Consider the following 26829-nt stretch of genomic DNA (forward strand, 5'->3'; position numbering starts at 1 on the left):
ATCTAAGGAGAATTGGCGATGAGGCAAGATGTTTTTCTAATCGGTGCTGCTCTCTGCGGAATAACCGCACCCGTGCAAGCACAGAGTGAGACCCTGGATTTAGTCACTTTTACGCCTCCCAAGGGGTGGACGCGTGAGGCGCTGAAAAATGTGGTCAGCTTTACCCAGGTTGACAATGCGAAGAAAACCTGGTGCCGAATCACGGTTTATAGCTCCACGGCCAGTAAGGGGAGCCTTGCAGCAGACTTTGAGAGTGAGTGGCAAGAGCTTGTTGCCAAGTCCTACAATCCCAAAGCAAGCCCCGAAAAAGCGGTACCACAGAAGCGCAATGGCTGGGAGCTGCAGACAGGCACGGGGAGCTTTCCCTATTCCGGGGAGGAGGCAAGCGTACAGCTGGTTACTGCCAGCGCGGGGGGGCGGTGCGTCAGTGTTCTCGCTCTCAGCAATAGCACCAGCTACCTCCCTACCATCCGGGCATTTCTTGCGGCTCTGATACTGCGCAAACCCGAGCGGACACCACCCACGGGGGAGGCCAAGCCACCGGCTGTCGATGCGAAATCTCCTAGCCTACCCGTGGGCAAGTTCACGTTTGATACCATCAACTTCGATGATGGCTGGACGGCGCGGCAGCACCCCGACTACGTTCAAGCCACCAAAGGCGGCGCGGATATCTTCCTGCACTATGCCATCCCCCTCTCCGATACTGTGCGTAATCTAGGGGATGAAGGGATGCGGGAGCACTTCTGGAACCTGCTGGTCGGTCCACGCTATTCCAATCTAACAGTGACAAACCGCCAGGAGATTGACACTTTTGACTTTAACCGCGTGAAGTACATGGAGGGAGAGGGAGTGGATAAGGCGACGGGAAAGAAAGCTCATATCGGCTTTCGCCTTTTCACCAACAATGGGATTGTCACCTGCACCGAAGCGCGAGCCGTCACCAAGCAAGCCTACAATGCCCTCTTTCCGAATGCAGCGGCTCTAGAGCCGCTCTCTCGCTACAACAAGTTCGCCGTGGGCAAGCCCGATCTCATCGGAAACTGGAGCTCGTCGGGGGCATCGTATGCGCAGTACTACAACGCCTACACAGGGGCTTATGCAGGCATGGCGACGGTGAGTAGCAGCTACAAACTCCAGTTCACGGCAGCAGGAACCTTCCAGAGTGATTTCCAGGGTGCTAGTGGCTTTGTCGGAAACCTCAAGTTCGCTATAGACAAAAAGAAGGGCAGCTTCACCACCAGCAACTGGGAGCTATCCACTGTCGATCAAGACAAGAAAAAGTCCGACTATAATATCTGGTTCGAGGCGATCCGTGGGGGGCGCGTCTTACATCTCCAGGATAAAAAATATAGCGGCAGTCACGATGCCCTTGTGAAGGTGAAGTAAGCGCACCTGGAAACCTCTCTCGCGAGGGTGGCTGGTGGGCATCAGTCCGGATGGCAAGCACATCGCCACCGGAAGACACCGTGCGATTACCACCAACCTTATCTCCATCATGGGAGGCTTTTGGCGATGAAAGCGTAGAAAATCTCAGAGTGCTTTCTCAGCAGTGCTCTGATAATTGGGTAGAATGCCATCTAAGGAGAATTGATGATGAGGCAAGATGTTTTTCTAGTTGCTGCTGCTCTCTGTGGAACAGTCGCACCGGCGAAAGCACAGAGTGAGACCCTGGATTTAGTCACTTTTACGCCTCCCAAGGGGTGGACGCGTGAGGCGCTGAAAAATGTGGTTGCCTTTACCCAGATGGACAATGCGAAGAAGACCTGGTGTAAGATTATGCTCCTCCGGTCCACGACGAGCAAGGGAAGTATCGCCGCAGATTTTGAGAGTGAGTGGCAAGAGCTCGCTGTCAAGACCTATAAAGCCAAAATGAGCCCCGAAAAAACGGCACTTCAAAAACGCGACGACTGGGAGGTGCAGACAGGCAAGGGAACCTTTCCCTTTTCTGGGGAGGACGCTATGGCACAGCTTTTTACTGCCACTGCTGGGGGACGGTGTGTCAGTGTTCTCGCTCTCAGCAATAGCACCAGCTACCTCCCCACTATCCAGGCATTTCTTGCGGCTCTGACACTGCGCAAACCCGAGCGGACACCACCCACTGGGGAGGCCAAGCCACCGGCTGTCGATGTGAAATCTCCCCGCCCGCCCGTGGGCAAGTTCACGTTTGATACCACCAACTTCGACGATGGCTGGACGGCGCGGCAGTATCCCGACTTTGTGCAGGCCACCAAGGGAGACTCCGATATCTTCCTGCACTACCCCATCCCCCTCACCGATGCGGTGCGCGAGCGTGGCGAGGATGGTATGCGCCAGCACTTCTGGAACCAGCTGGTCGCACCTCGCTACAACAATGCGGTGATCACGAATCTTCCCACCGTGGACACGCTGACTTTCTTCCGTGTGCGATACCTGGAGGGAGAAGGCACCGACAAAGCCACGGGGAAGCGCTTCTCGATCGCGCTGCGGCTCTTCACGGAGAGTGGGATCGTCACCTGTGTGGAGGCGCGCTCCTCCAACAAAGCAAACTATGCTAAGCTCTTCTCCAAGCCGGAGCTTCTGGATAACCTCACCCGCTACAATAAGTTTGCGGTAGGGAAAGCGGATCTGATCGGGGAGTGGAGCCGCTCGGGCGCCTCCTATGCCGATTACTACAATGTCTACACGGGGGGCTATGCGGGCATGGCGACCGTCAGTAGTACCTACAAGCTCCAGTTCACCAGTGCGGGAACCTTCAAGAGTGATTTTCAGGGAGTGAACGGCTTTGTCGGGAACCTCAAGGTGGCTACGGAGAAGAAAAACGGGAGCTTTACCATGAGCAACTGGGAGCTCTCAATGGTGGATCAGGAGAAGAACAAGTCAGATCACCATATCTGGTTTGAGGGGGTTCGGGGAGGCCGCATCCTGCATCTTCAGGATAAAAAATACAGCGGCCTCCACGATGCCCTTGTGAAGGTGAAGTAGGCGCACAGAGGACTTACAGCCATCCCTCCACGATCTCCAAAAATGCCCTGGGGGCTTCATCGTGGGGGAGGCCGCCGACGTTGTTGAGCACCACGAGCTGGGCATCGGGGCGGACGTCGAGAAACGCCTCGGACTGTGCAATCGGGGTCTCGCTGGCGGCGGCACCCCAGAGGAGCTTCGGGGCCTCGGGGAGCGCGGCGAGGGCGGCGGCGATGTTGCAGTTTAAGTAGCCTCCCAGAAAGTACGGGAGCACGCGGTCGCCGCCGGGCTGGTGGGCGGCGTGGTGGAAGTGCGTGACCAGGGCATCGTCGACGGGCTCCGGCGAGGCATAGACCCGCATCTTTAAGTACTGACGCAGACCCATTCGGCTCGTGATGAGGTTGTAGAGGCTCGCACCGAGCACGGGTAAAGAAAGCGCGGTGGCGATAGCCTTCCCCGAGGGCTGGAGCGGCGCACTCAGCGCCTCTAGGCCCGTCGGACAAACTAAGATAAGCTTATCAACCAGCTCCGGTCGGCGCTGCGCCAGTGCGACGGCAAACGCGGCGGAGAGCGACGAGGCGATAATATCGGTCTTCTGCCCAATCGCCTGCTCGATAAAGTCGGCGATAAGGTCGAGGTAGGTCTCGGCGGTGTAGGTGATCTTGGGCTTGTCAGACTTGCCAAAGCCCAGCAGATCGGGGGCGAAAACCTGGCGCGTTTCGGAGAGCGGCCCAAAGACATGCCGCCACTCAAACGCCGAGCAGCCCGCGCCAATCGCATGGAGCAGCAAGAGCGGCTTGCCCTCGCCTGCCACTTCATAGGCGATATCGCCATCAGGAAGCGGGAGCCACTTTGCCTGCCCACCAGTCTGTCGGTACATCAAGGGAGGAGTGCGCTGGAAGATCGCCGCATTGATCATCGCCGCCGCACCCACCGCCACCCCTGCCCACAGGAGCTTCTTGAGCATCCCGTTGTCACTCTTTTGCGTCTCGTCGCTTGCCTCAGCCATAGATTGGTTATACCGCGTCTTCCCCCCTAACCCCCGTCCAACGGGGGGACAATAAGGAAAATTCCTTGTTTTTCCCCCGCTCTGCGGGGGTTAGGGGGTAGCCGAAAACTCCCGCAGACACTCCGCCGCCACCTCGCGCAGACGAAGCGAGCGAGCGTCCTTGCTCAGCCGTCGCAGAACCGGCTGGACATTGCCATCGCGCGCCGAGGTCAGAGCCAGCAAGATCGCAATGGAGAGATCCAGCGGCGTTTCACGTTGCTCGGCAAGCGTCGCCAGCTCCGCCCGTAGCGCAAAGGGAAGCGCAAAGACCTCATCGCCTCCCATTGTGGTGAGAATCCGCGTGAGTGCTGAGTCCACGCTTGGTGATGCATGGCGGGTACGGTTTGCCAACAAGGTAGGAAGGATGTCGCTGGAAGTACAAAGGGGAACAACTTTAGGAAGGAGTGTTCGGAGGCGTTTGTAGCGCCGCCACGGATGCAGGAGCATTTTGGGGGTGTAGCGGCACTGTAAGAAAACCCATGCTGGAAAGAAGATAATCACTAAAGTGAAGAATTTAGCGAGCTGTAGCTCCGAAAACTTGAAAACGTAACCTAACACATAAACGAGGTAGAGAAGCATAAAAAAGCTCAGTGGGCCAAGCACCCACTGCCAGACAAAGTAGAGGTAGTAGCGAGGGCGATCTTGCGAAATCTGTTTTATCGCAAAGCTTGTCATCTCATCAGGGGAAAGATTCTCAAGGATAGAATCGTTACTCTTCCACTCTTTGCTCGCCATGCGCTCCGCGATGTGGGTTTCCCAGTCTTCGGTTTGTGGTTGTTGCAGCTGCATCACGGCGCACTCTCCAGCGATTTCAGGCACTCTAGGGCGGCTTCACGCAGTCGCTCGGTGGGGGCGATTTGGGCGATCTCTTGGGCGAGGGGATGGATGGCGTGATCTTTGAGGGTTCCCAGGGCAAGCAGGAGTGAGATGCGGAGATCATCGGGCGTCTCTAAGTCTCTCAGCCAAGCATGGAGCGGGGCGCGGGGAAGTGCGGCGAGCTCGGTGGGGCTGGCGTAGGCGAGCTTTTGTGCGAGGCGTGCCTGCGCGATGCCAAGTAACGGTGGCTGGGTTGCGACAGGGAGTGTGGCTAGGACGGTGACGCGGTCGGGGAGGGGCAGGGGAAGCGTGTCGTCCTTGAGAAGCGCTAGGAGCTGTGCGTAGATCTCTGCTTTTTCCTTTGTCTCAGCACTGGCACGGGTGAGGAGCATCGGGAGCCAGAAAACGAGAAGAAAGACAAGGAATACGACGAAAACGAGCTGATGGGGCCATACCATAACCAGGATAAGGAGCCCCACGATGACAACGATGCTCCCACGAAACAGGTGGCTTTGTCGTGCGGGCCGCATATCCAGTTGAGTGTAGCGCTGGGCGAGTGCGATAGGAGAGAGCGCTTGCTGCTGCATACGCAAATTGTACCGGCTAGAGGCGGCGCACGACGAGCCGGTAGAGCATCTTGGGGCCGCCCCGTTGCTGCGTATCCCCGATTTCGAGGTAGTAGGTGCCGTCGGTGGGGGCGGTGAAGCTCAGCCGACGATCAATGCGCAGGCGGCCCGCGGCGAGGGTGAGCATCCGGCGCTGGATGTCTCGAATACGAAGCAGGGGATCGAGGTCGGAGAGGGGGGAGCGTGCGCCGGTGACCGTGATATTGAGTTTTTCACCACGCTTGAGAGTGAGCTGGTAGAGGTGCGCTTGGTCGTTGTCGAGGTTCGTTTGTAGGGCGACGGATGCGCTGGACGTAAGCGCAAATGCTTGGTCGAAGCGGCTCAGGGGCTTCTTCACGGTCACTGCCTGCGCGGCGGCAGGCAAGACCGGCAGCTTTATCGTCGGGCTGTCTTTGGGGTGCACCAGGGTGAGGTCGAACGACTCAGGCGGACAGTCGGCGGGCACGATTACTTCAACTGTTGCCGTGGTGGGCGCACTGCTCAGGAGCTTTGCCATGAGTGGGCCTTTGACCGTGACGGCGCTTGGGGCGAGGTTCTCTCCGGTGAGCGTGAGCGTGGTGGTCTGCCCCGCGACAAGCCCAAAGACGGTGATGTCTTTGAGCGTGGGCTTATTTTGCACGGCTCTCGATGCTCCGCAGGAATTTTCGTGTTGTCAGATCCCAGAGAAAGAGCTTGCCATCGAGGGTTCCGGCGATCAGGGTCTTGCCATCCGCGGTGGCGGCGAGGCTGGTGACCCAGTCGGTGGCATCGCCAAACTCCTGCTGGTAGTCGCGTCCATTGGCGGCAAAGACTTTGATTTTTCGCGATGCCGAGACCCAAAAAAGGCGCTGGTTGTCCGGAGAGAAGGCGCAGGCCGTGAGCGCTTCGGGCTCGTACTGGGTGGCATCAGGGTTCTCGATAGGGCCGTCTTTTACGCTCCAGATACGCACGGTCTTGTCCGCTGAGCCTGTCACGAGCCGCTTGCTATCGGGCGAGAACGCGAGGCGGACGATGGCATCCTGGTGGGCATTGAGCGCCGCCACCCGGACACCGTCGCGGGTTCGGTAGAGCTTGGCCGTGCGATCGGCGCTCGCAGTTGCCAAGAACTCCCCCGATGGGCTATACGCCACGGTGAGCACGGTATCGGCGTGGTCTTTCAGGAGCCGAAGCCGCTGCCCCGTTGCTACATTCCAGAGCGCGGCGGTCTTGTCGAGCGAGCCCGTCGCGATTTCGTCGGTGCCACTGCGCCACGTCACGGAGACCACGACATCGGTGTGCCCGGTCAGTTTTTTCTCTACTTTGCCGTTGGCAAGCGCAAAGATCGCCACTTCGCCGCTCGCTCCCGGAACGCCGCCCGCCGCTGCAAGCCGCTGTCCGTTGGGCTCCCACGCCAGGCTCTGCACCTGATCCGTACATCCCGTCAGCGTCTTTTGCAGCTCTCCCGTCAGCGGATCCATGAGCCGCACCACCCGATAGCCCCCCACCGCCAGAGTCTTGCCGTCGGGAGACAGGGCGAGAGCGGTGACGGGGGCAATAGCCAGCCCCCCCATCCCCCGCCCGGCGGGGGGGACAAGAGGAATTTCCTTATTTTCCCCCCGCCGGGCGGGGGCTCGGGGGGAGGGAGTGGCCGCCACTAGGCTATCGACTTTTGCACCTTCATCGATCCAGCGCTTGAGCGTGCCGAGCTGGACTTTATCGAGGGCACCGCTTGGGGGCATCTTGGGCTTGAGCTCGCCGTTGCAGTAGCGCAGGAGGTTGCTCTGGGCGCCCTTGCTGGGAACGATGGCAGCGCCATGCCGTCCACCGGCGAGGAGCTTGGCCATGGTGTCCATCCCATAGCCGCTGGCGGGGGTGGGGCCGGAGTGGCAGCCCATGCAGCTGGGGCGCAGGATTGGGAGCACGTCGCGGCTGAAGACAATGGCTTTGGGTGGGGGCGGCTGCGTCATGCCCCCGACCAGAGCTCTTTGACGGGCTGGCACTCGGGGAGAATCGCGACCGGGCGGCCCGACGGTGAGATGATATGCTTCTCATAATCGATCCCAAGCGCGTGGTAGATGGTCGCGGCCACTTCCGTAGGACGAATGGGACGGCTGACCGTGTACTCCCCGCGCTCGTCGGTCTCCCCGATCACCTGCCCGCCGTGGACACCCGCGCCTGCAAAGAGCATACAGCCCGCATTGCCCCAGTGATCGCGTCCAGCATCTTTATTGAGCTTGCTCGTGCGCCCAAACTCCCCAAAGACCGCCACTAAAGTGTCTTTTAGCAGGCCGCGCTCGCTCATGTCCGAGAGGAAGGCGGCGAGGGAGCGGTCGAGGTCGGGGAGGGCCTTGTCGCAGCCTTCGTAGATCTTGGCGTGGTGGTCCCAGCCGCCCTGGTTCACCAAGACAAAGCGCGTGTTGGCCTCGACAAGCCGCCGTGCGAGGAGCAGCTGGCGGCCCCAGAAGTCCTTGCCATATTTTGTTTGGGTCGCGTCGGACTCGGCCTTGAGGTCAAAGGCCTTGCGTGCCTCGGGGGAGAGGATCAGCTGGGCGGCTTTCTGCTGAAAGGCATCCATGCTGGTGAGCGAGTCGCTGTACTCGAACTTCTTGGCGACATTATCGAGGGCTTGGCGCATGCTCTGGCGGCGGGTCAGGCGCTCCTCGGCGACTCCGGGCAGGAGCGAGAGATTTGGTACCTGCCAGTTGCCGTCCCCGACATTACCCGCCTTGAACGACTCGTAGCGCTCCCCAAGCCAGGCGGCTTTTCCCAGCTCCCAGGTAAAGCTGGCGTTGCGTGGTATGGCGACATGGGGCGGGAGCGTGCTGAGCGGAGCCAGCTCGTGGGCACAGATCGCGCCCAGGCTGGGGTAGTCGCCGCCCTGCATCAGGCCGTAGTTTCCTGTCAGCATCCACTGGGTCGCAGTCTCGTGGTGGTCCGAGCCGGTCACTTGTCCACGGCAGAGCGCGTAAAGATGCGTCAGCTTCGCCAGCTCGGTCATCTTGTCGGAGAACTTGATGCCCGCTAGCTTGGTGGGAATCACGCCGTACTTGCCACGAATCTCCGCGGGGGCCTCGGGCTTGGGGTCGAACGAGTCATGGTGGGTCAGCCCCCCTCCGAGGTAGACCACGACCACGTTCTTGGCAAGTGGCTTCTGTGTCGCCGTTGCCCCCGCGGCCTCCTGCGCCAGCAGCTCCGGCAGGCTCAGTCCCACCGCAGACAGAGCGCCCAGCCGCACAAAGTCCCGCCGCGTCATCCCATCGCAGCGCGCATACTCCCGACCAGCGTTGACATCGAGCATTGTTGTTATTATCCTACGTAAATTCTACCCCGGTTGGAGCGGGGTAGCTAGTGAGCGTCCCGCCGGTTGGAGCGGCGGGATCAGTGATTAAACAGGAACTCCGGGCTATTGAGGAGCGCCCAGAGCGCGTCTTGCAGGGCTTCGTCGCGGTTCTTGGCAGCCATGAGCTGTGCTTCAAGGGCAATGCGTTCGGCGGGCTTGGGGTAGCGAGATAGCGCGGCGAGAAAGAGCGTGTCCAGAATCTCAGAGTTGGTTTTCTTGGCTTTCACCAGCTGGCTGACAATCCCCTCGCCGCGGGTGAGCTTGTTTTGCACCTCTTGGGAGTTGAGCAGCGCCAGCGCCTGACCTAGGGCGGGCTCGCAGGTGCGCTCGGACTCGCCGGAGAGGATGCGGGGCGGACGGCCAAAGGTGTCGAGCATCACGGAGGGAATCTCAGCGTCGGCGACCTCAATGGCACGCGCCCCTTCGGGCTGGCCTTGGTAGCGATCGGGGACCTGCGTCACTTGCGCCAGCGCGTCGGCCAGCTCCTCGGCGGGCAGGCGGCGCGGAAGATAGTGCGAGAAGTAGCGCGTGTCGAGGCGGCTGCTCGGGGTGGCCGTGCTGGTGCGCTGGTAGGTGGTCGAGAGGCAGATGGTCTTGAGCAGGGCCTTGAGATTAAAGCCACTCTTGCGCAGGTCCGCGGCGAGGGCGGCCAGGAGCGGCTCGTTGCTGGCGGGATTGGTGGAGCGCAGGTCGTCGATGGGCTCCACAATCCCCTTGCCAAAGCAGCGTGCCCAGAGCCGGTTGGCCGCATTGCGCGCGAAGTCGTCTTGGGCCACGAGCCAGGCGGCGGCTTTCACACGCCGGTCTTCGTCCTTAGCGAAGACAAGAGCGGAGCGGTCGAGGGGGCGCGGCTCGGAGATCTCGTTGGTTCTGAGATGGCGCAGGTTCGGGTCGTGCTTGGCTTCGAGGCGCTCGGGGATTCCCTCCTCGTTCTCGCCACCGCCGCTGACCTGGTGAAAGAGCGCTGCAAAGTGGTAGTAGTCGTCTTGGGTGAATTTTTCGCTGGGGTGGTTGTGGCACTTGGCGCACCCGATCCGCTGGCCTAAAAATGTCTGGGCGATCAGCTCGGTGGAGTTCTCGGTGGCGCGCACCCAGTAGCCCTGGTTCGGTTTCTGCGGCACACGGCTGAGCCAGAAGAGGCCGGCGCGATTGTCTTCCAGCGGCCCCGACGCGGTGAGGATCTTGGTGGCGAGCGTGTCCCACCCGACCCCGGCATTGAGCTGCTCGGCGAGCCAGGCTTGAAACTGCATCGCGTACTTGCGGCTCATGTTCTCTTTGCGCAGTGTAAACAAGTCCCCCAGCTTGAGCGCCCAGATTAGGCCAAACTCCGGGCGCGTGAGCAAATTGTCAATGAGCTTTTCGCGCTTGTTGGGGGCTTTGTCATCGAGAAAGGCACGCGCCTCGGCCTCGGTGGGGAGGGTGCCGATAAGGTCGATAGAGGCGCGGCGCAGAAACTCGCTATCCGTGCAGCGGCCCGACGGCTCGATATGGAGCGCCTTGAGCTTTGCATTGACCGCATCGTCGATATAGTTGGTGCGGGCGATAAAAGCGTTGTCTTTGATCCGATTGGGGAACGGGGCGCTCAGACGAACAATGGTGAGCTTGTCGCGGTACTTAGCCAGCACCGCCGTCTCCCCCGAGCGTAGCTGCTTGGCCGTGCCGTCGTCGGTGACGGAAGCGATGGCGGGGTCGTTGACAGAGAACAGGGCACGGTGGGTGACATCCTCGGTGCGGCCATCGGCGTAGGTGGCGCGGACGAGCAGGCGCTGCGTCTCGTTGGTGAGGAGCGTGCGGTCGCCGGGGAGGATGTCGAGCTTGGCGAGCGGCACTTCTTTCTCCATAGGGCCGGGCGCGCCCTGCTGGAGCCAGCCCAGGAGCAGCTGATGCTCCGGGGAGTTCTTCGCAATCACCGTCCCGCCACGGTGCGGTAGCTCTCCGAGGGGCTTGCGCAAGAAAAGGCTGCGCTCGGGGGCCTCACGGGTGATGCGGCGGCCACTCAGCGCCTTGACTATCGCCAGAAAGTCCTGCTCGGGGGCGTAGCCACGCAGGGAGAGCCTAAAGCCCCCCTTCCCCGAGGCAGCGCCGTGGCATGTCCCTTGGCTACAGCCCAGCTTGGCGAGGGTCGGCGCAACATCATTGACAAAGGAGTAAGTGGGAGCGATTGCCGTGTTTTTGACGCTCACGGGAATCTTAGTGCTGACGCTCCCTAGCTCGGCCTTGAGTGCTCCTGAGCCGTCGGTGCGCGGCGTGAGAGCATTGCCCGTGAGCTGGAGCAGTGTCGGGGGCCAAGCCGCGAGCTTTGCCTGCCCCGTCACGTCTTTGCGGCTCCCGTCACTGAGAATCGCCGTGACCAGCACGCGCTGCCGTGCCGCGCGGCCGTCCAGCGCCACCGACGGCGGCGTCACTTCCAGACGGGCAATCTTGGGGGGCGGAGCCGCTAGGAGCACAACACTGAGCAAAGCTACAAACATAGGTTATCGTACCTTAGCAAACCGACTCTATGCTACGATAGAAGCAATATGACCATCCGTGCCTTTGACCCGAGCCGCGACTATCCCGCCGTCGTGGCGATCTACAATGCCAACTTTCCAGGTTTCCAGGAGTCTGAGAGCGAGTTTCGCTACGGCGACGACTACCGTGAGGAAAAGCACCACTTTGCCCGTGTTGTCGCGGAAGATGCCAACGGCGTGCTAGTGGGCTTCGGCCAGAGCGGCCACGACACGCACAGCTTCCACCCCACGCAGTTTGAGATAGATATCTTTGTTGCCCCTGAGCAGCAGGGCAAGGGCTATGGCAAGGCGCTCTTTGAACGTGTTGTCGCGGACCTTGCGCCTCTCCAGCCCACCGCGCTCCGCACCCACACGGTCGAGGGTACCGAGCGTGCCCTGCGCTTTCTCGCCGACCGTGGCTTTCGTGAGGAGATGAGCTATGCCGAGTCCTGGCTCGATGTGGATGCATTTGATCCCAGCCGCTTTGCGGATGCTGAGGAGCGTGTGCTCTCCCAGAGGATTCGTCTCACGACGCTGGCGGAGCTGGGGGACACCGACCCTGACGTGCGCCAGAAATTCTACGAGTTCACCCAGATCATCCAAGCCGATATTCCCTCCCCGGAGCCCTTCACCCCGATTTCCTACGATGTCTGGGCGAAGCGCTTCGAGCACTCTGGGTACCTCCCGGAAGCAAACTTCTTGGCGCTCGACGGCGACACGCTCGTGGGGCTGAGCACCCTCTGGGGGCGCGAGGCCGACGATCATCTTCAGACAGGAGCCACGGGCATTGCGCGTTCGCACCGTCGTCGTGGGATCGCGCTGGCGCTGAAGCTACGGGCGCTCGCCTTCGCCAAGGAGCGCGGCGCTCCCATCATCCGCACCGACAACGAGGTCAATAACGAGGGAATGCTCTCGATCAACCGAGCGCTGGGCTTTGTGCGGCAGCCCGGCTGGGTCGGGTTTGTTGCTTCCCCCCCATCCCCCGTCCAGCGGGGGTTAGGGGGTAGGAGAGAGGCGGTATACTAACGCGTTATGCTAGCTAGAGAGCTTCGCCAGAAGTATATTGAGTTTTTCGAGAGCAAGGGGGCCCTGCGCCTTCCCTCCGACCCGCTGCCCACCGACGATCCGACGCTGCTGTTTACCGTGGCGGGGATGGTCCCGTTCAAGGCCTACTTTGAGGACCGCGCCACGCCGCCGCGCCGTAGCATTGTCACGAGCCAGAAGTGTCTGCGTACCAAGGATATCGAGGACATTGGCGATATTAGCCACTGTACGTTCTTTGAGATGCTGGGCAACTTCAGCTTCGGGGACTACTTCAAGAAAGAGGCCATCGCTTGGTCCACAGAGTTCTTGTTCGATGTTCTGAAGCTGGATCGGAGCCGGATTCGCGTGACGATCTACGAGGACGACCAAGAGGCGTATGATTTCTGGCGCGCCAATGGCATGCCGCATGAGCGCATCGCGCGGCTTGGGCAGAAGACCAACTACTGGCCCGCCAACGCGATGGTCGAGCAGTCCCAAGGTCCGTGTGGCCCGTGCTCGGAGATCTTCTTTGACCTGCAGCCGCACCTGCCCTTTGACCAGGACTGGGACGGCGAAGGCACGCGCTGGCTGGAGATCTGGAACAATGTCTTTACGCAGTACACCGGCCAAGGCACGGGCGACGACTACAAGCTGATCGAGCTGCCCAAGAAGAATATAGACACCGGCATGGGCCTGGAGCGCACCGCGGCGGCGATCAACAACCTCGCCGGGCCGTTTGAGACCGACCTGCTGCGCCCCGTGATCGCCGTGATGGAGCAGCTCTCGGGCAAGAGCTACACGTCCACGCCCGACTCTCCCACCGATATCGCCTTCCGACGAATCGCCGACCACGTCCGCGCCACCACGTTTCTTCTCGGCGATGGCGTCACGCCTAGCTCGTCGGCACAAGGCTACACGCTCCGCCGCCTGATGCGCCGCGCGATTGTCGCGGGAATTCGTCATCTTGGGTTTGAAGAAGAGACCTTCCTAGACCGCGCCGTCCCGGGGGTGATCGAGAACATGAAGGACTACTACCCAGAATTAGTAGACCGCCAAGAGGCGATTCTTGAGGCCGTCAAGCTGGAGGAGAGTAGCTTCCGCAACACCCTCAAGAACGGCCTCGCTCGCCTGGAAGACGCGCTGGCAAAAGGCGCGCTCTCGGGAGAAGAAGCCTTCGACCTCTACAGCACCTACGGCTTGCCCTACGAAGTCACCGCCGAGGTCGCTCTGGAGCGCGGCGTTGTCGTGAACCGTGAGGGCTACGATGCGGCGCAGAAGAAGCATGCCGAAGACTCCAAGGACAAGGATAAACAAACCTGGGTATTGACGGATGAGGGCACCAAGGAGCTGCTGCGCTCCCTACCACATACCAAGTTCGTTGGTTACACACAGACCTTCGAGCAGACGCAGCTTGTCGGGATTTTGCAGAACGGCAAGCCGCTTCAGGAGCTCGCTGAGGGCGAGGAGGCGGAGCTGATCCTGACTAGCTCGCCGTTCTACGCCGAGAGCGGTGGCCAGGTGGGGGATACAGGGACAATTGACTTCGATCAGGAGCGCGGCGCGGGCGTCGTGTACTCGTCGTCGTTTGCGGTCACCAGCACCCAGAAGCGCGATGGGCTCTGGTTTCACCATGGGAAGATGACGTCGGGGGCGCTGACGCTCAACGCCGATGTGACAGCACGCGTGGACACGGTGCGGCGTGCGGCGATCCTGCGCAATCACACCGCGACCCACTTGCTCCACAAGGCCCTGCGCACGCAGCTGGGAACTCATGTTGCCCAGAAAGGCTCGCTGGTCGCTCCAGATCGTCTGCGCTTCGACTTCTCACACAACGCCGCCCTCACCGACGACGAGCTTGCCAGTATCGAGGCCGAAGTGAACGCGGCGATCTACTCCGGCTATGGTGTGGAGACGGTCGAGACGAGCCAGGACGATGCCCGAGAGCGCGGCGCGATGATGCTCTTTGGCGAGAAGTACGGCGATGTCGTGCGGATGGTCTCGGTCGGCGGAAAGTACTCGGTCGAGCTCTGTGGCGGAACCCATGTCAAGAACACCAACGAGATCGGGCTCTTTAAGATACTCTCCGAAGGCTCCGCCGCAGCAGGCGTGCGGCGCATCGAGGCGGTGACGGGTGCAGGCGCGCTGGCCTACCTCAACGGCAAGCTGGCCACGCTGGCAAGCGCAGGCGCACTGCTCTCGGTCAAGCCCGATTCGGTTCCAGAAGCCATTGAGCGTTTGCAAGCGCACACCAAAGAGCTCCAGCACGAGCTGAAGTCCCTCAAGTCCGCCGCCGCAGGCTCGCTCGCCGACACGCTGCTGGCCGAAGCGACCGAGAAAGACGGCTATAAGATCGTGATCGCGTCTGTCGAGACCGACGATGTGAGCAAGCTGGCCGATGAGCTGGTCGGGCGTATCGGGGCGGGCGTTGTCGTCCTCGGCGCGATCTCCGGCGAGAAGCTGGTCTTTGTTGCAAAAGCGACGAAAGACGCAGTCGCTAAGGGAGTCCACTGCGGCAACCTCGTGAAAGCGGCTGCCCAAGCATCCGGCGGCGGCGGCGGTGGTCGCCCGGACTTCGCCCAAGCCGGAGGCCGCGATGCCAGCAAGCTCAGCGAAGCGCTCGAAGCCGCGCGTGCGGCGCTGGGGTAAGGCTCTGTCTGCCATCTCCCTGCGGGCCATCTCCCTGCGGGCCATCTCCCTGCCGCTGAGACGGCTTCCCTCTTCCCCTGATGCTCGCAAGCTCGCGGGAAGAGGGACTTTGCGGTTGCCCCTCTTCCCGGTGAGGAACGAACCATGAGGGGAAGAGGGGAGGCGAGGAACGAGCCGGGGAGATGGCTCTTCCTCCTCCTCCTCCTCCTCCTCCTCCTAACTCCTCGCGTACAAGCACAGCCGCCTCTCATTACCACCTCGTTCCCCCTGGGTAAGATTCCAGTAGGGAGTTCTGAGCGAGAGGCTTTGGGGATTCTGGGAGCCTTTGGCTACGTCCACACGGCCACCGGGAAACTTCCTGACCCTTCGACAGAGCCCCTTGAAACCCTCGTCGTACGCGCTGGGCGCGGCGAGATTCGCCTTGCGGTGATCGGGGAGCCGCTGAAGGGACTCCCTAAGATTAGGCGTCTAAGGCTGCTGGGGAAAGAGATTCCTGCTAGTAGTGCGATTACCTCCCCTTCAACACGCACGCTCGGGCTGGTGACGATAGCAGACTTAACGGGCAAGGGACGCTCTCCTGAGTTTGTGCGGGGTGGTTGGCGTCAGATTCGCGCTCTAGGGGACTGGTTTGAGGCGACGGAAGAGGCTAAGGTGCCTGTTCTGGTGCTCTGGGGGAGCCTAGCAGGGCTCGGGCTGGCGCTGGGGATCATGGCGTTGCGTAAGCCAAAGCTCACACAGGCAGCGCGGAGCGCACTGTTGGTAGCGACGGCGGGGACACTGGCGCTCTTGCCTGCGGGGCTGGCTCCCTCTGCGGCGGCACAGCTGGCGATGTTCTTTTTTGCAACCCTGGTGATTGCTGCGTTCGCCCGTATGAGCAAGCGGCTCTCGGCAGTGACGGATATTCTCCAGCTCTTCGTAGTGCTTATAGTGCTCGATATGAGCTTTGGCTGGGGCATGATCGCTCACTCCGCACTCTCGGGGTACTACGACTCGGGGATTCGGTTCTATGGGATCGGCAACGAGTACATGGGCTTGCTGATCGGGGCGGCGCTGATGAGCGTCCCGAAGAAGTGGCTCGGCTGGGTGGGGCTGGGAATCACACTCTTGCTAGGCTTACCGATGCTGGGAGCGAATGCCGGAGGCGCGATGGCGGCGAGTGTGGCGTTTTTCCCGCCGAGCAAGAAATTTTGGTGGCGGGTGGTATTGCCGTTTGTGGTGGTCTTTGCGCTGGCGGGGCTGGATCGGCTGATGCCCGGCGCGGCGCAGTCGCACATTGGGCAGGCGGCAGGGAAGGGAGCGAGCGCATGGGGGGAGATTATCCTGCGTAAGCTCGCCATGAACGCACGGCTGACCGTGGCGGGGCCGACTCTTATTGCGATTGTGGCAGTCGGGATTGGCGGCTGGCAGCTCAAGAAGCTCTTTGGAAAGCTGGATGCTGAGCTTCAGGGCAGAGTGATTCAGGCGCTCTGGGGTGCGGGGGCGGCGATTGCTTTTAATGACTCCGGGACGATCGCGGCGCTCTTGCTGCTTGCTCCTGTCATTGTGCTCTGTCTGGAGCGGCTTCTTGCTACGGATTGAAATCGGCGGGTATACTCTTGTGCTGATGCGACGATGCGCCCAACAATACCTATGGACAACTCTCTAAGCTCTCTTGACCTGCGTGCGCTCCTGCGCCTGATGTTTCTTTCTCGCGAGGGCGACCGCCGCGAGGGGATTCTCTTGCGACAGGGCAAAGGCTGGTTTCAGGTCTCCGGCACAGGACATGAGACTCTGGGAGTGGTGAGCCTCTGCCTCCGCCCCGACGACTACCTCTTTCCCTACTACCGGGATCGGGCGGTTGCTCTGGCACGCGGGGTGACCACGGCGGAGCTGGCAAGTGCCTACCTGGCAAAAGCGAGCAGCAGTAGCGGGGGACGGCAGATGCCGGGGCACTACTCGGATCGCAGCAAGAATATCTTCTCGGTCGCGACTCCCACAGCGGCGCAGTGTCTCCCGGCGGCGGGGGCGGCTTGGGGCTTCAAGCTGGCAGGAACCGATCAGGTCGCAGTGGTGATGGTCGGGGATGCGGCCACGCGCCAGGGAGAGTTCTACGAGGCAATCGCCTTTGCGCTGCAAGAGAGCCTGCCGGTGGTCTTTATCATCGAGGACAACCGCTACGGGATCAGCACGCCTACCGATAAGTTCTTCCCCTTTCGGATCGGAGCACTGGGCGAGAAAGCTCTTGTCCGAGTCAATGCCCGCGACCCGGAGCTGCTTCACGAAACTATGCAAGCCAGTATCGCAAAGGCGCGAGCCGGAGAGGGGCCTACCGTGCTCTGGTGCGAGCTGGATCGCCTGTGTTCCCATACCAGCAGCGACGACCAGCGGCTCTACCGGGATGCCGATGAGCTCGCCATCGAGGCAGCGCAAGACCCAATTGCGCTCCTTGCCCAAAAGCTCATTGCCGAGGGGAAGCTCACCGAGGCCCAGTGGGAGACGGAGCAGGCGGAGATTGTGGCTGAGGTGGACACCGCCTACCGCGCCGCCGAGCAAGAGCCCGACCCAAGGCCCGAGCCCATGACCCATCTCTTTGGCCCGGAAAGCGCACCCGTTTCCTCACCGTTTCGTAGTGCGGAGCCAACCACGATGGTGGCTGCTGTCAACGAGACCCTGAAGCACGCGCTGGCCCAGAACGAGAAAGTGATTCTCTTTGGGGAGGATATCGAAGACCCGAAAGGCGGGGTTTTTGGGCTTACCAAGGGGCTGACAGTCGCGTTTCCCCAGCAAGTCTTCAACGCACCACTGGCCGAGGCGACAATCCTGGGAACCGCGGTGGGACTCGCCGCGACGGGCTACATGCCGCTCTTTGAGATCCAGTTTACGGACTTTCTGCCGCCTGCGTTTAATCAGCTCCTGACCAACGTGGCGAACCTGCGCTGGCGGACGTGTGGCGACTGGAGCTGCCCGATGGTGATTCTCTCGCCCTACGGTGCCTACTTGCCCGGCGGGAGTATCTGGCACTCAGAGAGCAACGAAGGGATCTGGGCGCATGTCCATGGCCTCCATGTGGTCATTCCCAGCACGCCCGAGGACGCTGCCGGGCTGCTCTGGACCGCAATCCATGGCAACGACCCGACACTGTTCTTGCTCCCCAAGCATATCTTCCGCAAGCGAGGGCAAGTCTCCGAAAGCCCCGCGCCGATTCCGCTGGGAAAGGCCGTGATCCGAAAGCCAGGAAAAGAGATTACTCTGGTCACGTTTGGAAACTGTATCGAGGTCGCGGAGGAGGCGATTGAGCAGAGTGGACTCTCCGTGGAGCTGATTGACCTGCGCTCGATTGCGCCACTGGACTACGAGACCATAGCGGAGTCACTCTCTCGAACCGGGCGCTTAGTGGTGGTGCACGAGGATGCCCGCACGACCGGAATCGGGCAGGCGATTATCACCGAGATGACGGCATGCCCCGAGCGCTTCCAGCTTCTCTACTCCGCCCCACAGCTTGTCGCACGTCAAGACACCTACATCGGCTTCAACCCGATCCTGGAGTACGCTGCCCTTCCGAGTGTGAGCCAAGTCGTCGAAGCTTTACGTCGCGTTATGGAGTAAGTCACGAAAAGTGGTCGGTATCGCGTATAATGCAACATCATGGCAATTGTGCAGAGTATCGTCGCCACAGACTGTGGCTCGACGACCACCAAGGCAATCTTAATCGAACGACAGCCCGACGGTATCTACCGGCTTGTGGCACGCGGTGAGGCTCCGACCACGGTTGAGGCTCCGTTTGACGATGTGACCGTCGGAGTCGCCAACGCGGTTCGGGAACTCGAAGAGCTCACGGGCAAGAGTTTTCTGGATGCCAATGGTCGTCCCACGACATCTGATACCCATCTCTATCTCTCGACGTCGTCGGCAGGTGGTGGCTTGCAGATGACGGTCGCAGGCGTTGTAAAAGAGATGTCGGCGGAGTCGGCGGAGCGTGCGGCGCTCGGAGCCGGTGCGATTATCATGGACACGCTGGCTGTCAATGATGGGCGCAAGGACTATGAGAAAGTCGAGCGCATTCGTGCCCTGCGCCCCGACATGATCTTAATGTCGGGTGGCACCGACGACGGCAACTTGATTCCTCAGGTGCAGGAGATCGCGGAGATCTTGCGTTCTGCCGATCCCAAGCCGCGTCTTGGCATTGGCCTCAAGCTCCCAGTGATCTTTGCGGGCAGCAAGCTCATGCGCGATGCGGTCACCGAGACTCTGGGTGATACGGTGGACTTGCGCATCGTGGACAACCTGCGCCCGAGCCTGGAAAAAGAGAACCTTCCCCCGGCTCGCGAGGAGATCCATGAGCTGTTCCTAGAGCACGTCATGCAGCAGGCTCCGGGCTACTCCAAGCTCAAGACCTGGACCAGCTCGGATATTATGTCCACGCCGCTGGCCGTGGGCAAGATCATGGAGACTATCGCCCGCGAGCGCAAGATCAACGTGCTGGGCGTGGACATTGGTGGGGCCACCACAGATGTCTTCTCAGTCTTCAAAGGCATCTACAATAGAACCGTCTCAGCGAACCTTGGCATGAGCTACTCGATCTGTAACGTGCTTACGGAAGCGGGGCTGGAGAATATCAAGCGCTGGCTCCCGTTTGACCTGGGCGACTCCTACATTCGCAACCAGCTCCGCAACAAGATGATCCGCCCGACCACGATTCCGCAGGACCTCAAAGACCTCCAGATCGAGCAGGCGGCCTCCCGCGAGGCGCTCCGCCTCGCCTTTGAGCACCACAAGAGCCTCGCCCGTGAGATGGTCGGTGTCCAGCAGACCCGTGATATTGGGGAGATCTTCGAGCAGTCTGCCGGTGGAAAGACCCTGGTGGACATGTTCTCGCTGGACATGATCATCGGCTCGGGTGGTGTCTTGGCCCACGCGCCGGAGTTTGCCCAGACCTGTATCATGATGATGGATGCCTATGCGCCCGAGGGCCACACGGTTCTTGCCAAGGACTCGATCTTCATGATGCCCCAGCTTGGGGTGCTCTCCATGCTCCTGCCCGAGGCCGCGACCCAAGTCTTCGAGCGCGACTGTCTGATCCGCCTCGCCGACTGTATCGCGCCGGTCGGAACGGCTAAAGAGGGCGAGGCATGCTGCACGTTTGTCTTTAAAGAGAAGAGCTACGATGTCAAGTTCGGCCAGCTTCTTCTCCTGCCGCTCGCGCAGAACGAGACTGCGACGATCGAGTGCCGTCCCGCCAAGGGCTTCGATCTGGGCCAGGGTAAGGGCAAGAATGTCACGTTTAATATCCAGGGCGGCGAGGTCGGCCTGATTTTAGACTGCCGTGGTCGCCCGATCGCCATCCCCGACCAAGACGCCGCCCGCGCTGCCAAGATGCGCGAGTGGCTTAAGGCGCTAAATCTCAGGAGCGAGTAGAACCCTGCCGGGGATTTCCAATCCCCGGCAACGCCTTTCAGGAGGATGTTCATGCCGACAATGTTGCCGAGTAGGAATAGCGATGGGCTACCCGCCATCCCGCTCACCGAGGAGCAGCGCTATTTCTTTGATCTGCGGGGCTGGATGCTGATTCCCAGCGTCCTTAGCGAGGACGAGGTCGCGGAGCTGAAGGAGTTCGCCTACAGGCTCCACAAAGACAAAAATGCCGTGCCGCTGGCTCAGCGCTCGTCGGTGGGCGGGCCGCTGCAGAAGCTCACGGATCACCCCGTGGTGGTGGGCTTTATGAACGAGCTGGTGGCGTATGAGCACACGGCGAGTGAGAGCGGCTACGGTTTTCGGCTGGAGGGGACGTTTCTCACGATCCGCGCCGAGGGCCACGACAACTACAGCCCACACGGTGGCGGCGGAATGTTCAACTTCCACGGAAACTCCCACCACTACGGCTGCCGTCCTGGGGCGATTAGCTCCGCGCTGACCCGTGTGGTCTGGGAGCTGAACCCGGTGCGCAAGGGCGAGGGCGGAACGGTCTTTCTTACCGGGAGTCATAAAGCCGCATTTCCTGCGCCTCAGTCCGTCTGGGGCGATAGGCACTCCCCGCACTGGGAAGACTATGAGTGCCCGGCGGGCTCGTGCCTGATCTTCACCGAGGCCATCTCGCACTCGGGCGCACGCTGGACAAATGCGGAGTGGGACAGAGTGGCGATCTTCAACTGCTACAACACCATCGGGGCCAAGTGGCACGAGTGGCAGCCGCACCCCGAGCTCCTCGCCGACATGCCGCCGCTACGCCAGAGCCTCTTTCGCGGCGTCTACTGCGAGCGCAACCAGATCACCGGCTAGCGGGTCAAAGCCCGTATGGAACATATTATCTGCCCAAGCTGTGGAGCGAAGAACCTCAAGACCGACTTTCAGTGTCTGAGCTGTAGCAAGTCGCTGATTGTTCGTGCAGCGGCGATTGCTCCCTCCGAGCCGCCCACTGAGTCTGCGGAAGCCGAGTCCTCGTTCTGGGAGACTCCCGTCGGTCAGCGCCGAATGGCGCTGCTCTCTGGAGGCGTGATGCTTATCTGTCTTGGGATTCTCTTCCAAGGCATCTTCGGTATCATGCTAATCCCCCTATTGATCTGTGCAGGAATCTGGGAGCTGTGTGCCTGGAGCCGCCAGCGGGAGGAAGACAAGCGCTTTGAGCAAGTGCACGACAAAGCAACGCTTCAGGCGGAGCTCGCCCGCCACGACCGACCGGATCGCATGGTGCAGACCAAGTCCGGCCCTGTTAAGGTGCGTGGCTTCGACTCCCGCCTAGAGTGAACCTTCTGCATCTTGTACGGCATCGGGCTGTTCGGTTGCCCGTGGCTTGGTGCCTGGGTCTTGCGGGAGCGACTTAAAGCCAGTAAGGTAGAGGCATGAGCGCAATCGTTCTTTTTGATGGTGTTTGCAACCTCTGCGATAAAAGTGTGCGCTTTATCTTCCGCCACGACTCTCGCGGCTACTTTCGCTTCGCGCCCCTACAGAGCGAGACGGCGCAAAAGCTCCTCGCCGACGCTGGCGCAAGCGCCCCCGACCTGAACTCTATTCTGCTTATCGAGGACGGCAAGGTCTACGATAGATCAACCGCCGCGCTCCGCATCGCCCGCCGTCTGAAAGCGCCTGTTTCTCTGCTCTGGGCCGGAATTGTCCTGCCCCGCCCCCTGCGCGATGCTGCCTACAAAGTCGTTGCGAAGAATCGGTACAAGTGGTTCGGCCAAAAAGAAAGCTGCGAAATGCCCCCAAAAGGCCTCCGAGAGCGCTTTCTGGCGTTCGAGTAGACCCCGTTACCAGTCATCGAGAATGCTCTGCACCGCTTCCCGAAGGGCAGGATAGACACGTTGTGCTTCGAGAAGGCGTTGTGTGCTTTCTTCACGCCGTGCTGCCAGAACGAGCAATACGGTATAAAGAGCGTCAGCCGCTGCTGACCACAAGCCGCTCCAGCAACTAAAAGCTCCAAAGCTTCACTATCCGAGAGGTGCTCGACGAGGCGTAGGGCTTCGTCGGCACCTCCTTCTTTCTTGCGAAGCGCCTTGGCAACGGCCTGAACGTCGGGAGAGATGGCCTGCTGTTTCTGGCGCTGCATCTCGACGTTACATGCCTGTCTGGGTGATGCGCCCACCGGTGACGGGCAGATACGCGCCGGTGACATAGCTGGCAAGATGGGAAAGAAAGAAGACGCAGCCATTGCCGATCTCCTCGGCGCTTCCGTGGACGCGCAGGGGGATGGACTTGGCGAAGTTCTTGCTGCCCTCACTCTCCGTGTCCACTTTCTCGTCGGCCATCCAGCCCGGCGCGACCATGTTGACCGTGATATTCTCCGGTCCCAGCTCGGTGGCCAGTGAGCGGCTCATCCCGACCATTGCGCCCTTGCCCGCCGTGTACATGCTCCAGCCCGCTGGTGCCATGTTCCACAGCTCGGTGACGATATTCACGACACGTCCGCCGCCCTGCGCTTGGAAGTGAGGCCGCGCCGCAGTGAGCGTGTTGTAGACGGCTTTGACGTTGTAGTCCAGCATGTTCTGGTAGCCTGCCCAGCCATGCTCGCCCAGCTTGCCGGGCTGTGAGCCCGCAATCGCGTTGTTGATGACGCCATCAATGCGCCCAAAGTCCGTGACAATCGCGTCTATCATCGCCTTGACACTCGCCTCATCAGTGACATCGGCTTGATAGGCTTTTGCGCCGTTGCCAATCTCTGCCGCCACTGCCTCGGCTTTCTCCGCGCTCTTGCCGTAGTTCACCGCCACGTGCGCTCCCTCACGCGCCAGCACCCGACAGATCGCCGCCCCGATCCCACGCCCACCCCCGGTGACGAGCACGACTTTTCCTGAAAGAAGCATAAAAATAAAACCCTCCGCCGAAGAGTTCGGCGGAGGGGGCTTACTCTCCTGCGCTTGTTTTATTCTCCTGCGCTAAGTTTTGCTAGGCGCTCGTCGGCGCGGTGCTGGGCACGCTGGCGCTTGCTGTAGCGACCCTCTTGGTCGGCGTGCGTCCCTGAGCCACTCCTGTAGAGGGCAGCGATAAAGAGTGCCGAGGGCAGGCGCTTGAGTGCCTCGACTTGCTTGGTTGATTTTCTGGTGGCTATGCGTTTCATGATGATCTCCGTCTCCCCCTCTCTATCGCAGTGGGACACGCCGATGCTTAAAAAGTCGCAGCCCTATTTTAGAATGTCGTGCCAAAGAGGGAAGCGCCGGTGAGATCGGCTTCGGTAAGGTTTGCGCCTTCAAAGGCGGCCCCTTCCAAATCAGCATCGGTAAATTTCGCGCGGGTGCAGTTGGCGTTTTCTAAGTGTGCGTTGGAGAGATTGGCGCGGGTAAAGTCGGCGTCGGTGAGGTTCGCACCCTCAAAGTGCGCATCGCGGAGCCGGGCACCAAAGGCTCTCAGTCCCGTTAGATCCCGTCCGCGCAAGTTCACGCCGCGCAAATCCAGCCCCGCGAAGTTACGACTCGCAAGGGCACGCTCCAGCACCTTAGGATTGGTATTTGCGGCGATGTAGCGCTCCTCGCGCCACGGATCGGCGGCGTTGTGGTAGCCAATCTCGCCCTCCCAGTAGCCGAGGCGATCGTCCGAGAGCAGCTCGATCCGCTCCAGCCACTTGACCGACTTGTAGAAATATCGCCCCGGAGTCACGACCCGAACCGGTCCACCGTGAATCTCATCGAGTGGGGCACTATCGGCGGTGAAGGCAATCAAACATCCCAGCTCCAGCGCTTCGGAGAGCACCAGCGACGTGCTGTGCTCCCGGTCCGAGCGGGCGATAAAAGAGACAAACTTCGCGTCGGGGAGCGGCCCCCCGCAGAGCGCGAGCAGGTCGGCTAGCAGAATCCCGGTGAACGTGACGCCCAGCTTGCTCCAGCGCGTCACGCAGTGAATGTCGTGTGTCTGTGTCTCCTGTGGTAGCGCAAGTAGCTCGTCCAGCCCAAACACCCGCCGCTCCGTCACCAAACCGTGCACCGTCACCGTCCACGGCGACGAGTCCCCCGCACGCGGCGCTTTCTCCCCGACCACCGGCCACTTTCCCGGCGCAGCGAGTTTTTGATTAGGCGGCAAGCTCATGGGGGAATTGTACCTGGCTCAGAACCGTGCCAGTGGCTTCACCCCGCGCTGCGTCTCCGAGAGCGTTTTGATCTCTTGCCAAAGATCGTAGGCCAGCAGAGGCTCCCGTGCCCAAAATGTCGCGTGGTACTCACCCGAGCCGCCACCCCAGTCCCAGGTGTAGGCCCAGCCCGCCGTCTCCCCGAGGCGCACTAACTCGTGTAGATCGCTATGACGAGGGCTCTCTGGATAGTCTTCGGGGTGTTTTTTGAGCGGCTCTGTCCGATCCGCGAGCTGTCGCAGAATGGCCTTGGGATTTGCCAGCCCCGAGACAATATAGCCTGTGACAGGATCATCGTACTGCCCCGTGCCACAGAGTGTATGGAACGCCGCGCGGCTTTTACAGAGGACTAACCTGGAGTGAAAAGTTTGGCCATACTGATTTGTCCAATTCTGGCGACCCACCTCGGAGCACAAACTTAGGGCCTCGTGTTGATTTGTTGAGGCTTCCTCAAGTGCGCTAATGAGCAGATACGGCGGGTTCTGTTCGACCTCGCTCCTCCGCCAAGTCCACTCGCCCTCAATCTTATAGTCAAAGAAGGACGCGCCCTTGAGTTGCTCTTCTAAGTTCGTGAGGTTATTGTAGCGAGCCAGAATGAGCCGGTCGAGTGTCTTGCGCTTCTTCCACGTACGGGTCTGCTCCTGCGCGGCGCAATGGGCCGTAAGCGCATCGGCGAGGGCGGCATCTTCGGTGACAAAGGCGGTGATATGCTCGCTGTAGCTGAAGTCCCAAGAGCAGAGCGACCAGGTAAAGCGCTCGGCGAGAAGCTGGGCTTTTTTAATCAGCGCCTCCCTGTAGAGCGTCCCACTCGGAAACTCGACTGTGACTTCTGGCACTTCACCCCGTCGTGCTCCGTGGAGCACGCGGAGATTTGCCTTAGTTGTGGGGATGCTCTTGAAATCCTGCACCGAGAACGCGGGCTGGCCCTCGGCAATAATAAAATTCGTGAGTGCAGCTTCGATGAACTCACGATGAAATCGGGGACTGAAGAGGATCAGATGCATTGTTTGTTCTCGTAGATTTCCAACACGCGCTCAAAGACGGCATCGGAGTGTAGCCATTTTTGGTAGCTCTGGTAGCTCTCTGTTTTCTTGTCCCAAAAGGCATTTCCCCCGCCGTCTTCATGGAGCCTGAGCATGTTCTCCCGCGCTGCCTCTGCATCCTGCAAGAGAATGTTAAGACGCTCGGATAGGTCATTGAGCAGGCTTCCCATCCCGCAGATCCTATCGCCGATGTCCCACTGGGCCTCTTCGACAAACGAGGCAATCACGGTGTCCAGGTAGCCCTGGAAAGCCTCTCGGCGCAGCGTGGGCCAGCTCTGCCAGGCGTCTCGCGCCGCACTCTGGTAGACAAGCTCGGTGTTCAGACTGCTCATGTCGTTGTGAGTCAGCTCGATCAGCCGTGGGAAGAAGTAGGCGAAGCTATCTTCTACAATCGTGTTGAAGACTCCGTAGTGATAGTCCGAAAGCTCGTCGTCGGTGAGAGTACGGAGAGGCTTTGTGAGGAGCGGTGCGGTATCGAGCTGCTTGAAGGGGCTATGATGAATTATCGTGGGGCGGGGCGCATCTGCGAAAGTGGCGTAGAGCGTCTCAATGGCAGCGGAAACGGCGGCAGTCATCTGGCTGAAACTATACCGCCTTTGGGACAGGCGCGGTATCATGCCATGCAATGAAGCTACCCGGTGCTGAATATGCTGTAGTTCCCATAGAAAAACTTCGGGACTACTGCCTTGATCCTGAGCATCCCGAAGGACGGCACAAGGCTCGTGTTTTTCTATCGGCACTAGGACTGGCTCAGGAGGATCATGCAATTCTGGCAGAGTGTCTGGTGCGAGCGGCGGTAGAGGAAGAAGCCATTGAAGTAGGAGTAACACCCTATGGAGTTCGCTACACGGTTGATTTTCAGATGAGCTACCGAGGAAAAACGGCAAAAATACGAAGTGGTTGGATGGTACGGGAAGGGGAAGGCTTTCCACGGCTTACCTCTTGCTATGTGGATGTGTGAGGAAAACAGGGATGGAAACACTCAAACTTTTCGATGTAGTTGCACTTCTAAAGGATCGACCAGAAGAGGGGCTTGTGCGCGGCCAAGTAGGAACCATTGTAGACGAATATGCACCTGAGGTCTTCGATGTGGAGTTTTCCGATACACAAGGAAAAACCTATGCTATGGCCATCGTACCTGTCGCTGACCTGATGCGGCTCTGTCATCAGCTTTCTCAGGCGGCTTAGAATTCCCAGCCCCTCGCCTGACGTTTTGGAGCGCGGTATCATGGGATGCAATGAAGCAATACCATGTGGCTCTGGCGGGCGCGACGGGCGCGGTCGGGGCGGAGTTTTTGAAGTTGTTGGAGGAGCGGGACTTTCCGCTCGCCTCGCTGACCTTGCTGGCGTCGGCGCGCTCTGTGGGGA

24 protein-coding genes and 1 pseudogene are annotated in these 26829 nt (G+C 60.5%); 13 read left to right on the forward strand and 12 right to left on the reverse strand.

Annotated elements, in window-relative coordinates; genetic code table 11:
- The first annotated feature begins 72 nt into the window (after nucleotides 1–72).
- Nucleotides 73–1386, forward strand: a complete 1314-nt coding sequence (locus tag AC1XOS_RS03625; protein ID WP_481960853.1) for a hypothetical protein — start codon at nucleotides 73–75, stop codon at nucleotides 1384–1386.
- A 204-nt stretch (nucleotides 1387–1590) separates the two neighbouring features.
- Entirely contained in the window at nucleotides 1591–2961 is a 1371-nt protein-coding gene (locus AC1XOS_RS03630; protein ID WP_481960854.1) for a hypothetical protein, read from the forward strand.
- A gap of 13 nt (nucleotides 2962–2974) precedes the next feature.
- Here the strand turns inward: AC1XOS_RS03630 and AC1XOS_RS03635 are convergent, their stop codons facing one another.
- From AC1XOS_RS03635 to AC1XOS_RS03665, 7 genes are all read right to left on the reverse strand, one after another.
- Entirely contained in the window at nucleotides 2975–3949 is a 975-nt protein-coding gene (locus AC1XOS_RS03635) for an alpha/beta fold hydrolase (protein WP_481960855.1), read from the reverse strand.
- Between the two features lie 90 nt (nucleotides 3950–4039).
- On the reverse strand, nucleotides 4040–4777 hold the full coding sequence (locus AC1XOS_RS03640) for a hypothetical protein (protein ID WP_481960856.1): 738 nt from the start codon (nucleotides 4775–4777) through the stop codon (nucleotides 4040–4042).
- Nucleotides 4777–5391 carry a hypothetical protein gene (locus AC1XOS_RS03645; RefSeq protein ID WP_481960857.1) on the reverse strand — a complete coding sequence of 205 codons (615 nt, stop codon included), beginning with the start codon at nucleotides 5389–5391 and terminating at the stop codon, nucleotides 4777–4779. The genes AC1XOS_RS03640 and AC1XOS_RS03645 overlap by 1 nt, the downstream gene beginning before the upstream one ends.
- 16 nt (nucleotides 5392–5407) lie before the next feature.
- Nucleotides 5408–6049 carry a PPC domain-containing protein gene (locus AC1XOS_RS03650; protein ID WP_481960858.1) on the reverse strand — a complete coding sequence of 214 codons (642 nt, stop codon included), beginning with the start codon at nucleotides 6047–6049 and terminating at the stop codon, nucleotides 5408–5410.
- On the reverse strand, nucleotides 6039–7355 hold the full coding sequence (locus tag AC1XOS_RS03655) for a WD40 domain-containing protein (protein WP_481960859.1): 1317 nt from the start codon (nucleotides 7353–7355) through the stop codon (nucleotides 6039–6041). Before AC1XOS_RS03655 ends, AC1XOS_RS03650 begins: the two co-directional genes overlap by 11 nt.
- Nucleotides 7352–8686 carry a DUF1501 domain-containing protein gene (locus AC1XOS_RS03660; protein ID WP_481960860.1) on the reverse strand — a complete coding sequence of 445 codons (1335 nt, stop codon included), beginning with the start codon at nucleotides 8684–8686 and terminating at the stop codon, nucleotides 7352–7354. The genes AC1XOS_RS03655 and AC1XOS_RS03660 overlap by 4 nt, the downstream gene beginning before the upstream one ends.
- An 80-nt stretch (nucleotides 8687–8766) precedes the next feature.
- Nucleotides 8767–11199, reverse strand: coding sequence for a DUF1549 domain-containing protein (locus AC1XOS_RS03665; protein WP_481960861.1), 2433 nt, complete (start codon nucleotides 11197–11199; stop codon nucleotides 8767–8769).
- Between the two features lie 48 nt (nucleotides 11200–11247).
- On the opposite strand from AC1XOS_RS03665, the gene AC1XOS_RS03670 reads away from it, so the two are divergent.
- The 8 genes from AC1XOS_RS03670 (at nucleotide 11248) to AC1XOS_RS03705 (ending at nucleotide 22103) form a co-directional block, all read left to right on the forward strand.
- Complete coding sequence (locus AC1XOS_RS03670) at nucleotides 11248–12243, forward strand: N-acetyltransferase family protein (protein WP_481960862.1); 996 nt, start codon at nucleotides 11248–11250, stop codon at nucleotides 12241–12243.
- Between the two features lie 6 nt (nucleotides 12244–12249).
- Complete coding sequence (alaS, locus tag AC1XOS_RS03675) at nucleotides 12250–14886, forward strand: alanine--tRNA ligase (RefSeq protein WP_481960863.1); 2637 nt, start codon at nucleotides 12250–12252, stop codon at nucleotides 14884–14886.
- A 306-nt stretch (nucleotides 14887–15192) separates the two neighbouring features.
- Complete coding sequence (locus AC1XOS_RS03680) at nucleotides 15193–16464, forward strand: hypothetical protein (protein ID WP_481960864.1); 1272 nt, start codon at nucleotides 15193–15195, stop codon at nucleotides 16462–16464.
- A 51-nt stretch (nucleotides 16465–16515) separates the two neighbouring features.
- The gene (locus AC1XOS_RS03685; RefSeq protein WP_481960865.1) at nucleotides 16516–18471 is read left to right on the forward strand and encodes an alpha-ketoacid dehydrogenase subunit alpha/beta; all 1956 of its coding nucleotides are present in this window, start codon (nucleotides 16516–16518) and stop codon (nucleotides 18469–18471) included.
- 39 nt (nucleotides 18472–18510) lie between these two features.
- A complete protein-coding gene (locus AC1XOS_RS03690; protein ID WP_481960866.1) occupies nucleotides 18511–20280 on the forward strand; it encodes a glutamate mutase L in 1770 nt (589 codons plus the stop codon).
- Nucleotides 20281–20331: 51 nt separating this feature from the next.
- Entirely contained in the window at nucleotides 20332–21141 is an 810-nt protein-coding gene (locus AC1XOS_RS03695; RefSeq protein ID WP_481960867.1) for a phytanoyl-CoA dioxygenase family protein, read from the forward strand.
- Nucleotides 21142–21156: 15 nt separating this feature from the next.
- Entirely contained in the window at nucleotides 21157–21606 is a 450-nt protein-coding gene (locus tag AC1XOS_RS03700) for a hypothetical protein (RefSeq protein WP_481960868.1), read from the forward strand.
- A 95-nt stretch (nucleotides 21607–21701) separates the two neighbouring features.
- Entirely contained in the window at nucleotides 21702–22103 is a 402-nt protein-coding gene (locus AC1XOS_RS03705; protein ID WP_481960869.1) for a thiol-disulfide oxidoreductase DCC family protein, read from the forward strand.
- A 312-nt stretch (nucleotides 22104–22415) separates the two neighbouring features.
- On the opposite strand, the gene AC1XOS_RS03710 is transcribed toward AC1XOS_RS03705, so the two are convergent.
- The 5 genes from AC1XOS_RS03710 to AC1XOS_RS03730 form a co-directional block, all read right to left on the reverse strand.
- Nucleotides 22416–23162, reverse strand: coding sequence for an SDR family NAD(P)-dependent oxidoreductase (locus AC1XOS_RS03710; protein ID WP_481960870.1), 747 nt, complete (start codon nucleotides 23160–23162; stop codon nucleotides 22416–22418).
- Nucleotides 23163–23221: 59 nt separating this feature from the next.
- The gene (locus tag AC1XOS_RS03715) at nucleotides 23222–23416 is read right to left on the reverse strand and encodes a hypothetical protein (RefSeq protein ID WP_481960871.1); all 195 of its coding nucleotides are present in this window, start codon (nucleotides 23414–23416) and stop codon (nucleotides 23222–23224) included.
- A 68-nt stretch (nucleotides 23417–23484) separates the two neighbouring features.
- Nucleotides 23485–24378, reverse strand: a complete 894-nt coding sequence (locus tag AC1XOS_RS03720) for a molybdopterin-dependent oxidoreductase (RefSeq protein ID WP_481960872.1) — start codon at nucleotides 24376–24378, stop codon at nucleotides 23485–23487.
- Nucleotides 24379–24396: 18 nt separating this feature from the next.
- A complete protein-coding gene (locus AC1XOS_RS03725) occupies nucleotides 24397–25422 on the reverse strand; it encodes a hypothetical protein (protein ID WP_481960873.1) in 1026 nt (341 codons plus the stop codon).
- Complete coding sequence (locus AC1XOS_RS03730; RefSeq protein ID WP_481960874.1) at nucleotides 25413–26036, reverse strand: hypothetical protein; 624 nt, start codon at nucleotides 26034–26036, stop codon at nucleotides 25413–25415. The genes AC1XOS_RS03725 and AC1XOS_RS03730 overlap by 10 nt, the downstream gene beginning before the upstream one ends.
- Nucleotides 26037–26086: 50 nt before the next feature.
- On the opposite strand from AC1XOS_RS03730, the gene AC1XOS_RS03735 reads away from it, so the two are divergent.
- From AC1XOS_RS03735 to AC1XOS_RS03745, 3 genes and pseudogenes are all read left to right on the forward strand, one after another.
- Complete coding sequence (locus tag AC1XOS_RS03735; RefSeq protein WP_481960875.1) at nucleotides 26087–26422, forward strand: DUF6883 domain-containing protein; 336 nt, start codon at nucleotides 26087–26089, stop codon at nucleotides 26420–26422.
- 11 nt (nucleotides 26423–26433) lie between these two features.
- Nucleotides 26434–26649 carry a DUF4926 domain-containing protein gene (locus tag AC1XOS_RS03740; RefSeq protein ID WP_481960876.1) on the forward strand — a complete coding sequence of 72 codons (216 nt, stop codon included), beginning with the start codon at nucleotides 26434–26436 and terminating at the stop codon, nucleotides 26647–26649.
- Nucleotides 26650–26699: 50 nt separating this feature from the next.
- Nucleotides 26700–26829 (forward strand): annotated as a pseudogene (locus tag AC1XOS_RS03745) (aspartate-semialdehyde dehydrogenase); the annotation flags it as partial.

The sequence above is a fragment of the Armatimonas sp. genome (assembly GCF_964826245.1).